11 protein-coding genes are annotated in these 9,847 nt (G+C 66.6%); 2 read left to right on the forward strand and 9 right to left on the reverse strand.

What is annotated here, in order from left to right; all coding sequences use genetic code 11:
* Nucleotides 1-113: 113 nt before the first annotated feature.
* The 9 genes from ACLFQI_RS08160 to ACLFQI_RS08200 form a co-directional block, all read right to left on the reverse strand.
* Nucleotides 114-902 (reverse strand): haloacid dehalogenase, encoded by a 789-nt coding sequence (locus tag ACLFQI_RS08160; RefSeq protein WP_410758412.1) that lies wholly within the window; start codon nt 900-902, stop codon nt 114-116.
* Between the two features lie 88 nt (nt 903-990).
* Entirely contained in the window at nt 991-1,446 is a 456-nt protein-coding gene (locus tag ACLFQI_RS08165; RefSeq protein ID WP_410758413.1) for a tellurite resistance TerB family protein, read from the reverse strand.
* A 90-nt stretch (nt 1,447-1,536) separates the two neighbouring features.
* Nucleotides 1,537-2,793, reverse strand: a complete 1,257-nt coding sequence (locus tag ACLFQI_RS08170) for a TerD family protein (RefSeq protein ID WP_410758414.1) — start codon at nt 2,791-2,793, stop codon at nt 1,537-1,539.
* Nucleotides 2,794-2,800: 7 nt separating this feature from the next.
* A complete protein-coding gene (locus ACLFQI_RS08175) occupies nt 2,801-3,379 on the reverse strand; it encodes a TerD family protein (RefSeq protein WP_410758415.1) in 579 nt (192 codons plus the stop codon).
* 84 nt (nt 3,380-3,463) lie between these two features.
* A complete protein-coding gene (locus ACLFQI_RS08180; protein ID WP_410758416.1) occupies nt 3,464-4,654 on the reverse strand; it encodes a phosphoribosyltransferase domain-containing protein in 1,191 nt (396 codons plus the stop codon).
* Between the two features lie 64 nt (nt 4,655-4,718).
* A complete protein-coding gene (locus tag ACLFQI_RS08185) occupies nt 4,719-5,315 on the reverse strand; it encodes a TerD family protein (RefSeq protein ID WP_410758417.1) in 597 nt (198 codons plus the stop codon).
* Between the two features lie 139 nt (nt 5,316-5,454).
* Nucleotides 5,455-6,141, reverse strand: a complete 687-nt coding sequence (locus ACLFQI_RS08190) for a TIGR00266 family protein (RefSeq protein WP_410758418.1) — start codon at nt 6,139-6,141, stop codon at nt 5,455-5,457.
* Between the two features lie 143 nt (nt 6,142-6,284).
* Nucleotides 6,285-6,863 carry a TerD family protein gene (locus ACLFQI_RS08195; RefSeq protein ID WP_410758419.1) on the reverse strand — a complete coding sequence of 193 codons (579 nt, stop codon included), beginning with the start codon at nt 6,861-6,863 and terminating at the stop codon, nt 6,285-6,287.
* A 223-nt stretch (nt 6,864-7,086) separates the two neighbouring features.
* Nucleotides 7,087-7,902, reverse strand: a complete 816-nt coding sequence (locus ACLFQI_RS08200; RefSeq protein WP_410758420.1) for a ComF family protein — start codon at nt 7,900-7,902, stop codon at nt 7,087-7,089.
* Between the two features lie 221 nt (nt 7,903-8,123).
* On the opposite strand from ACLFQI_RS08200, the gene bioB reads away from it, so the two are divergent.
* Together bioB and ACLFQI_RS08210 are read left to right on the forward strand one after the other, a co-directional pair.
* On the forward strand, nt 8,124-9,206 hold the full coding sequence (gene bioB, locus ACLFQI_RS08205) for a biotin synthase BioB (RefSeq protein ID WP_410758421.1): 1,083 nt from the start codon (nt 8,124-8,126) through the stop codon (nt 9,204-9,206).
* Between the two features lie 155 nt (nt 9,207-9,361).
* Nucleotides 9,362-9,847 (forward strand): aminotransferase class I/II-fold pyridoxal phosphate-dependent enzyme (locus tag ACLFQI_RS08210; RefSeq protein WP_410758422.1); only part of this gene is annotated, 486 nt, incomplete at its 3' end.

Below are 9,847 nucleotides of genomic sequence, written 5' to 3' on the forward strand. Positions count from 1 at the left end.
GCGGCTGGGTCCGCTGCGGCTGTGGCTGCTGCGGCGGGGGATGCGCTGGCCCTTGCTCAAGCGGATCGCGGTCCATGGTCATGCGGGGCGCTGTGCGGGCGAGGCGACCGCGGCTAGAGCCGCACGCGGCCGAAGGTTGCGGCGAAGAGCTGCGTATCGCGCGGGGTGATGCAGTAGTCGCAGGCGGCGATGAAGGCGCCATCGACGAGACTGTCGCCGATACCGATCGTCAGTCGCTCCTCGCCGTCGTTGCTCAGGCGCTCGATCAGATGACGCACGGCGTGCTCCTTGCCGATGCCTTGCGGGATCACGGCCAGATTGTTGTCGTTGCGATGGACGCGATAGGCGCCCGCCCGCGCGCTCAGCCAGGGCCGGATCAGCTCGGCATCGAGGCGCGCGAGATCAGGGGCGCGGCGATCGCGATACTTGGCGACGAAGTAGAACGGCAGACCGAATTCGCCGACCAGGCGGACGTGGGCGGCGAGGTCTTGATCGCCAATCAGCGCCTGGGCCTGTTCGAGGAGATCCAGCAGATCCGCGCGCGCGCCCTCGGACACCGCGCGCATGCGCGCATGCCACTCCGGGTCGGGGATACCGCTGGGATCGAGCAGGACGCCGCCATAGACCAGGATCGACCAGCTCGCGAACGGCAGATCGACCCGCCGCAGCGCCTCCAGGTCGCGCGCCGTGGTCGGCACGAGGGTGGCGTCGGCCGCCAGCCAGTCCCAAAATGCCCGCTGCTTGCGGGTCATGAAGGAATGCGCGCTGCCGTCCCGCAGCCTCGTCACCGGATGCAAGGCGCCCTCCTGCGGGCACTTGCGACGGCTCTGGAACAGGGTGTCGTCCAGATCCAGGAACACCAGCTTGCGCACCTTGGATGCAGGATTGTGATCGTCACGCACGGGATGCGTCCTGAATCGGCCAGGGTGCGCGAACAAGCCGCTGCAAGCGCGCGCGGCTCGTGCGCAGGCGCATCCGTCGTGCGCCGGCTCAGGCCAGCTCGAAGTCGGCGGGGTTGAGGTTGAGTTCCATCGCGAGCTTGCGCGCGACGCGCTTCTCGTCATCGTCGAACACGCCGTCGGCGCCGGCGATGGCGATGACCAGGCGCATGATCAGACGCGCCGCCGAGTCATTGTTCTTCATCTTGCGCACCGCCTCGTAGGCCTTGGTCTCGCCGAGATCCTTGTCGAACTCGATCTGACTGACGACATTCTGGAAGCTGTCGATCAGCTCCTTGCTCGAGAACACCGACAGCGCCTCGTAGTTCTCGATGAAGCGCATCATCTTCTGCTTCTCGTCCGACGAGATGTGGCCGTCGGCCATGGCGATCAGCACCGAGCCGCTGACGGCGGCGTTCATGAAATCCTTGTTCTTGAACTTGAGCGCCTCGTTCTTCAGCTCGGCGCCCTTGTTCTTGAGATTGTTGAGAAAGTTTTGAAAGCTCATGGGGTGTGTTCCTGTTGATTGCTCAGGAGATGGCGCGTTCCGCCGGTGCGCCCTAGGTGTCGTGGATCAGCCGGGTCGTGGATCAGCCGCTCAGTCCTTGCTGCCGCGAACCCATTTCAGGCCCCAGTGATGGGCCTCGTCGACCTCGCGGTGACCGCGATAGTAATCCACCAGCTTGGTGATGCGGATCGCGCCGGCGTCGTTTTCCAGCAGGGCGATGGCGCACATGGGCTGATCGTTGCTTTGCGAGTCGAGGCGGACCTCGATCTCGGGTTGGCCCGGCGTCTTCAGGCTGATCCTGGCGTCGGCCTCGGCCCAGTTGGGCACGCCCTCGTAGATGAAGGCATAGACCAGGACGCGCCGAATGGCATCCCAGTGCTTGCCGTTGATGCGCAGGTTCTCGCCTTCGCTGCTGGCGCCAGTGCGGTCATCGGCATCCAAGGCGACATAGGGTGGATGCTGCAGATCGCCGAAGTTGTTGCCGAGCGCTTGGATCGCGCCTTTGTCGCCCGTGCGCAGCTCGATCAGGCAGCCGAGATCGAGATCGATCTGCGGCGCGCGCTTGGCACCGAAGAGACCGCGTTTGGGAGCGCCGGAGGCGACGGGGCTCCAGTTCAGATTGATCAGGATCTCGCCATGCTCGGCGTTGCCTGGCTTCTCGAGCGAGACGCGGTTGCCCTTCTTCTCGAGGGTGATCTTGCCGAGATTCACCGGCGGCGTCTCGGGTCGTGACGTCGGCGCCGGCGACGCCGCGGGCGTCGCCGGCGCTTGCGCGGCTGGTGGCGGCGCGGCGACCGTGCCGCCGAAATGCTCGACCAGCGCCGCGAGCCCGCCGTTGAAGCCCTGGCCGATGGCGCGGGTGCGCCAGACGCCATTCTTGCGATAGACCTCGAGCAGCATCAGCGCCCGCTCGGCGGCGAAGTCGGCACCGCTGAAGGCGAAACGTCCGGTCTCGGTGGCACCGTCGAGGAAGCGCACATGGCCCTGGCCGATGGTCGACATGGCGCCGGCGCCATCGATCGCCGCGGTGAAGGTCAGGCAGTCGATGCTCGCCGGCAGCTTGGCGAGATCGATGGCGAAGCTGGCCTGATCGCCAGAGGGGCCACCAGAGGCGGCGCCCGAGGGCGCATCGGCGGGCGCACTCAGCCGCACCCCGCCGCACGGCGAGGCCGGCTGGTTGAAGAAGGTCATGTAGCGCTCGTCGGCGAGCTTGCCGGCGGCATCCAGCCCGAAGCAGGCATAGTCGATGCTCAAGCCCGGCGCCTGGATGGCGACGCCGAGCCTGAAGCGCTCGCCGTTGGCGATCAGGTCCGTGATCTTGGCGCGTTGTCCGCGGGTCAGGTCCATCCCGCGCTCAACCGACGTTGACGCCATGCTGCTGGGCGAGGGCCTTGAGGCCGCCGGCGAAGCCTTGGCCGACGGCCTTGAACTTCCAGTCGCCGCTATGGCGATAGATCTCGCCGAAGATCATCGCGGTCTCGGTCGAGTAGTCCTCGGACAGATCGAAACGCACCACCTCTTGGTTGGTGTCGCGGTTGACGATGCGCACGAAGGCGTTGCTCACCTGGCCGAAGTTCTGGCGGCGGGCCTCGGCCTCGTGGATGGTGACGACGATCACCAGGCGCTGGATCGTGGCCGGGACCTTCGACAGGGTGACATGGATGGTCTCGTCGTCGCCCTCGCCCTCGCCGGTGAGATTGTCGCCGGTATGCTCGACCGATCGATCCGGCGAGGTGGTCTGGTTGTAGAAGATGAAATGGCTGTCGTCCGGCACCTTGCCGTCTTCCTTGACCATGAACAGGCTGGCGTCGAGGTCGAAGTCCTGACCATCGGTCGCGCGCGCGTCCCAGCCCAGGCCGACGAGCACATTCTCCAGGTTCGGCGCTTCCTTGCTCAGGTTGACGTTACCGCCTTTGTTCAAGCTGATTGCCATGAGTGCCTCCGCTTGGGGTTAGGTGTCAGTGTTGCTGGATGGACGAGAACAATACCAGAGACGCCGTGAGCACTCTGGGAGCCTTTAGGCCTGGCTCCCAGCGGGCAGCGCCGCGTAGGGCACGCAGTGGGCGCCAAGCTGCGCGCGGACATCGGTCAGACCATCGAGCGGGGTCTCGTGACAGAGGATGATGCGCGCATAGGCATTGGGATCGACATTGTACAGATAGTTCGGGATCTCCTCGCCATAATTGTCCCTGAAGACCAGACGCTGGCGGATGTCCGCGCCCAGCAGGATCGGCGAGCGGGTCGTCGCTTGCACGCGCACATCACGCCCCGCGCACTCCAGGGCACGCCCGATGCGAAACGCCGGATGCATCAGCTCGCCGGTGCCGAGCACCAGCAGCGGCGCCTCCGGCGGCAGATCCGCGACCAGCGCGGCCACCTCCGATGCGCACAGCGGCAGGCGCTGGCTAATGCCGAAACGCCCGCCGGCGGTCGCGAGCTGATCCAACCGCTGCCGCCTGTCGCCGACCGCGCTCGGGGCCGGCCGCGCGGCGAGCCGAGGCGCCGGGCTGAAGTCGATCTCGGCATCCAGCGCGCTGACCAGCGTCACCGGCAGGCCGAGCCGCTCGCTGAAGGTCGCGGCGCTCCGTTCCCCGCTGAAATTGGTGATGGAGACGAATTGGACGCGCTGCAAGCGCGGATGGCGGGCGCGATAGGCGGCGGCCAGGTTGCAGAGCGTGGAGCCGGTGCTGATCTCGTCGTCGATCAGGATCAGCTCGCGCGCCGCGGCGAAGCGCCGCTGGTGCTCGCGGTCGAGCGGTTCATAGAGGATCTGATCGGGCGCGTGGCAATGGGCCTCCTGGAAGTCGAGCGCGCGACAGCCGGGCAGCCGATAGCGGGTCGAATGCAGGAACAGGGCCGAGGCGTCCGGGCGCTCTTCGAGCAACGCCTCGAACAGGCCCTGACCTAGCCCGGTGGCGGTCTCCGCCATGGCCACCAGCAGCCAGGGCTCCGGGCCCTGCGCGAGCGAGCGGGCGAGGGCACGGGCGAGATAACGGTGGATCCGCTCCATCGTCGCTGGCCGCGCCGGCCAATGCTTGCCCAACACCTTGCTGACGAACAGGAAGCCGCGCTTGGGATTGGCGCGCGCGGCAAAGCCGCACAGCCGATCGAGCGGAAAGGCCGCGCGCGTGACCCGGACCTCGAGCCTGCCGGTGGCAAGCTCGACGCTCAAGGTCTGGCGTGGGTCCGCGCTGGTGTCTGGGTACATCCTGGGGCGACGGCCGCGACTCGCTCCAGCACCGGCTCGGGACAGCTCGGCGGTGGGCGTTATCTCAGAGATGCGGCTTGATCTGCGGCAGCAGCTCCTCGAAGGTGCGCCCACGACCGACCTCGCCGATCGCATGCATCTTCCACTCGCCGTTGTGGCGGTAGACCTTGGCCATGATCATCGCCGAGTGGCCGCCCTGGCAGGAGAGATCATAGCGGGCGATCTCGCTGTTGTTGGCGCCGTTGACGATGCGGCAGAAGGCATTCTCGACCTGCGAGAAATCCTGGCCGGTGTAGTTGTTGACGGTGAACACCAGGCTTTTGACAGCGTCCGGCACCGCCGACAGATCGACCTTGATCTGCTCGTCGTCACCCTCGCCCTCGCCGGTGCGATTGTCGCCGGTGTGCTGGATGCTGCCGTCCTTGCTCTTGAGCTGCCGGAACCAGACGGCGTCGACCTGATTGCCCTGTTCGTCGAACAGCAGGCAAGAGGCATCCAGATCGATGCTGCCGCCGCCACCGCCGCCGAACAGACCGCCGAGCAGGCCGGCTTTCTTGCTGTTCGCCGCGTCCCAGCCGAGGCCCATGACGATGCGGCTCAAGCCGCCGCCGGCCTCCTTCTCCAGGGAGATTTTCTGACCCTTTTGCAGATTGATGCCCATCTCGCTGTCCTCGTGTCGGGTGAAAGACTGTTGTGTTTAGGCTGTCCAGCGACGGCTTTCGATGTGAGCGTCACTGGTCGGCCATCGCCGGCAAGTCGACCATGGACGGCCGCCGATATATCGACTGGGTGGGACGGCTTCAACTGCCGCCCTTGATCTGGAACAACCCGCGATTGCGCGAGCAGATCACGACCTTGCCCTGGCCGCGAAAGCGGATCACCAGCCCTTCGCCGGAGGTCACGGAATTGACGATATTGCCGAAGAATCCGCCCCCGGTCTGCGGCGTGCCGATCTCGAACGAGAGATTCGACGACCAGGCCACGGCATGGCTGTTGTCGATCACTGTCTCGCGGTCGGGGGTGACCTCGATCGTGAAGACCGAGCCGAAGCCCGAGACCGCAAGCGTGCCGGTGCCGGTGGCCTCCATGATCACGAAGCCGCCGGTGCCGCCAAAGAAGCCGCCGCCGATCGTGTTCATCTTGGGGCGCACCTGCACCCCCGGCTCGGCGGCGACGAAGCTGCCGTCCGACAGGGTGTAGGGCGTCCCCGGGCTGACATCGAGCAATTCGATGGAGCCGGGCAAGGCCGGCGAGAGCAGGCAGTCGCCATCGCCGGTGACGGCCTCGATCTCCTGCTGGAAGAAGGACTCGCCGGTGGTTAGGCGCCGCATCACGGCATTGCCGAGACCGCCGCGCATCTGACCCTTGACCTGCAACGGCGCTTCCATCATCACCATGGCGTCGGATTCGCAAAAGATCTTCTCGCCCTTGCGCAGACTGACATGCAGGAACGGGTCGATCTCGCCGGTGATCGTAAAGACGGGCATCGCGGAGCATCCTCTGGGCTGATGGGTCGTTGACTCATGAAGCGAGCGCCGTGGCCCCTGGAGGCACCGCGCGGCGATCCTGGCTGACGCGGCGCCGGTGCGCCAGCACCTCGCCCCTGGGGCCTGGAAGTCGGTCTCGGCGATCAGCCGAGGTTGACGCCGTGATCCTGGGCCAGCGATTGCAGCCCGCCGGCGAAGCCCTGACCGACGGCCTTGAACTTCCACTCCTCGCCGTGGCGGTAGATTTCGCCGAAGATCATCGCCGTCTCGGTCGAGTAGTCCTCGGAGAGGTCGTAGCGCGCGAGTTCGGTGTTGGAGTCCTTGTTGAGCACGCGCATGAATGCGTTGCGGACCATGCCGAAGTTCTGATTGCGGCTCTCGGCCTCGTGGATGGTCACGGCGAAGACGATGCGTTTGGCATCGGCGCTGACGCCGGGCAGATTGATCGAGATGGTCTCGTCGTCGCCTTCGCCCTCGCCGGTGCGGTTGTCCCCGGAATGCACCACGGCGCCATCCGGCGAGGTCTTCTGGTTGTAGAAGATGAAGTGGGCGTCGGAGAGCACCTTGCCGTTATCGCCGACGATGAAGACGCTGGCATCAAGGTCGAAATCGGCGCCATCGGTCGCGCGGGCGTCCCAGCCGAGACCGACGAGCGCATTGGTGAGCCCGGGATCGGTCTTGGTGAGACTGACGTTACCGCCTTTCTGCAAGCTGATGGCCATGATGGTGTTCCTCTCGGTTGGGTGACATGCAGTGAGTGCGTCTGCTTGATAGGCTCGGCTAGTCTACATTCAAGACCCCGACGGCGACATCTGTTCCGCTCCGCCGGCATGATGACGATTGGGACGCCGGTCCAGTGGCCAACTCGGCGGCCAATCCAGCGGCCAATCCAGCGGCCAACTCGGCGGCCAATCCTGCGGCCAAGGACGCACAGCGGTTGTGTGCTTACGAGGTGCGCGCCAAGGCCCAGACCTCGACCCGCTCGCAACCGGCCTGTTCCAGCACCCCGGCCAGCTCGGAGACGGTCGCGCCGGTGGTGACCACATCGTCGAGAATCGCCAGGTGCCGGGGCGGTGGCTCGGTGACCGCGAAGGCGTCGCGGAGGTTGCTCAGGCGCGAACGCTGGTCCAGCTCGGCCTGGGCGCGAGTCGCCCGGATGCGCCGGCAGCAGCGATGGTTGACCGGGATCGCCAAGCGGCGCCCGACCACCCGCGCCAACTCCAACGCCTGGTTGTAGCCGCGCGCGCGCAAGCGGCGCGGATGCAGGGGCACCGGCACGATCGCCGCCGGCAATGGCCAACCGGAGCGCTCGCGCTCGGCGCTCAGCGCATCGGCCAAGAGTCCGCCGAGCAGGCGGATCAGGTTCAGTTTGGAACGGAACTTGATGTCGACGACCAGCGAGGACAACGGTTCTTCGTAGCGAAAGGCGGCCATGCAGCGCGCGAATGGCGGTGGTGCTCGCTGACAACGGCCACAGAGGCGGGTGCTGTCCTTCGCGTCCGTGTTCGCGTCCGTGTCCGTGTTCGCGTCCGTGTCCGTGTTCGCGTCCGTGTTCGCGCTGGAGATCGTCGCATTCGCCATGAGATCCGCTGCAAACGTCTCCTCGACCGCAGCGGAGAACGGCTGCGCACAGCGCGCGCAATGCGGGCCGATGTCTGGCAGATCGGCATGGCAGCCCGCGCAGAGATCCCGTCCGTCCGCGCCGGGCGCGCCGCAGAGCACGCAGGTGGGCGGATAGAGCAGGGCCAAGGGGTCTGTCATGCCGAATCCTTTGCTCGGAGAGAGTCTGAGTATAGCGACTTTCGAGCGCGGCGAACCTTGTCCCGTCATGGCCGAGCCTTGGCCGCTTGGCACCATCCTTCTGTCGACTATCAATGCGGCCTTTGGTTGACAGCGCCGAGCCAGGGGTTAGGCTAGCAGGCGATGCCCTGCGGCTTGATCTCCTGCGCCGCCCCCAAACCCCGCTGCCGGATCTCTCTCCTATGTCGCCATCCCTACAGTGTGCTCCCGTCCCGCTCGAAGATGCAGCGCCCATCCGTCACGACTGGTCGCTCGACGAAGCGAACGCGTGCCTGGAGCAGCCGTTCAACGACCTGCTGTTCGCGGCCCAATCGACCCATCGCGCGTACTTCGACCCGAATCGCATCCAGGTCAGCACCCTGCTCAGCATCAAGACTGGCGCCTGTCCGGAAGACTGCGGCTACTGCGCGCAGAGCGCCAAGCACGAGACCGGCCTCGAACGCGAGCGCCTGTTGCCGCTGGATGAGGTGCTGGAGGCCGCGCGTGCCGCACGCGAGGAGGGCGCGACCCGCTTCTGCATGGGCGCGGCTTGGCGCAACCCGACTGACACCAACCTGGAACAGGTCATCGCGATGGTGCGCGGCGTCAAGGCGCTGGGCCTGGAGACCTGCGTCACGCTGGGCATGCTGGAGCAGGAACAGGCCCAGCGCCTGCGCGCGGCGGGGCTCGACTATTACAACCATAACCTCGACACCTCGCCCGAGTTCTACGGCCAGGTGATCAGCACCCGCACCTATCAAGACCGCCTCCAGACCCTGGACCATGTGCGCGCGGCCGGTCTCAAGACCTGCAGCGGCGGCATCCTCGGCCTGGGCGAATCGCGCCGCGATCGCGCCTCGCTGCTCTGTCAACTCGCCAACCTACCGGCGCATCCGGAATCGGTGCCGATCAACCTGCTGGTGCAGGTCGAAGGCACGCCGCTGTTCGGCACCGAAGCGCTCGATCCGCTCGAACTGGTGCGCACCATCGCCACCGCCCGCCTCATGATGCCGGCCTCCTATGTCCGCCTCTCGGCCGGTCGCGCCAGCCTCTCCGACGAACTGCAAGCGCTCTGCTTCGCCGCCGGCGCCAACTCGGTGTTCTATGGCGACCGGCTGCTCACCACCGACAACGCCGAGGTCGCGCGTGATCGGCAGCTGTTTGCCCGTCTCGGCCTGCAACCCGAGGTCGCCGAACCCGAGGGGCGCGACCAGCCCGGCGCCTGCCACAAGTCCAGCGAGCGCCAGCACTCGGCAAGCGATCCCGCCGTTGGCGCCAAACTCTGATCGGAGACGCGGTTTGAACGCCCAAGAGGTTCGATGAAGCGCCCAATGCAGCCTGTCGGAACCGCTTGTGCGGCGCCCATGGCCGCCAGGAACGCCCGGAACGCCACCCGTTACCGATGCGCCGCGCCTTGCCAAGCCAGTCGCACAGAACGCCCATGATCGACCTCGCCTCGGCACTCGCCGGCCTCCGCCAGGCCGGCCTGTACCGCCAGCGGCGTTTGCTGGCTGGACCCCAGAACGTACGCCCGCGCATCGATGGCCGCGCGCGGCTCGCCTTCTGCAGCAACGATTATCTCGGCCTCGCCGCCCATCCGGCGGTCATCGAGGCCCTGCGTGACAGCGCCGCGCATGACGGCGTCGGCAGCGGCGCCTCGCACCTGATCAGCGGCCATCACCAGGCCCACGCAGCGCTCGAGGATGCGCTCGCCGCCTTCCTCGGCCGCGAGCGTGCGCTGCTGTTCTCGACCGGCTACATGGCCAACCTCGGCGTCATTCAGGCCCTCTGCGGACGCGGCGACGAAATCCTCGCCGACCGTCTCAACCACGCCTCGCTGCTCGACGGCGCTCAGCTCAGCCAAGCGCGGCTGCGGCGCTATCCGCATGCCGATACCGAGCGACTGGAGACCATGCTCGGCAGGACC

This window comes from Halochromatium sp. (genome assembly GCF_046541315.1).
Taxonomy (GTDB): domain Bacteria; phylum Pseudomonadota; class Gammaproteobacteria; order Chromatiales; family Chromatiaceae; genus Lamprobacter.

Coding starts and splice junctions, on each gene's coding strand:
- ACLFQI_RS08165 (WP_410758413.1), bottom strand. CDS start 1,446: ATGAGCTTTCAAAACTTTCTCAACAATCTCAAGAACAAGGGCGCCGAG.
- ACLFQI_RS08200 (WP_410758420.1), bottom strand. CDS start 7,902: ATGACAGACCCCTTGGCCCTGCTCTATCCGCCCACCTGCGTGCTCTGC.
- ACLFQI_RS08175 (WP_410758415.1), bottom strand. CDS start 3,379: ATGGCAATCAGCTTGAACAAAGGCGGTAACGTCAACCTGAGCAAGGAA.
- ACLFQI_RS08195 (WP_410758419.1), bottom strand. CDS start 6,863: ATGGCCATCAGCTTGCAGAAAGGCGGTAACGTCAGTCTCACCAAGACC.
- ACLFQI_RS08185 (WP_410758417.1), bottom strand. CDS start 5,315: ATGGGCATCAATCTGCAAAAGGGTCAGAAAATCTCCCTGGAGAAGGAG.
- ACLFQI_RS08190 (WP_410758418.1), bottom strand. CDS start 6,141: ATGCCCGTCTTTACGATCACCGGCGAGATCGACCCGTTCCTGCATGTC.
- ACLFQI_RS08180 (WP_410758416.1), bottom strand. CDS start 4,654: ATGTACCCAGACACCAGCGCGGACCCACGCCAGACCTTGAGCGTCGAG.
- bioB (WP_410758421.1), top strand. CDS start 8,124: ATGTCGCCATCCCTACAGTGTGCTCCCGTCCCGCTCGAAGATGCAGCG.
- ACLFQI_RS08170 (WP_410758414.1), bottom strand. CDS start 2,793: ATGGACCTGACCCGCGGACAACGCGCCAAGATCACGGACCTGATCGCC.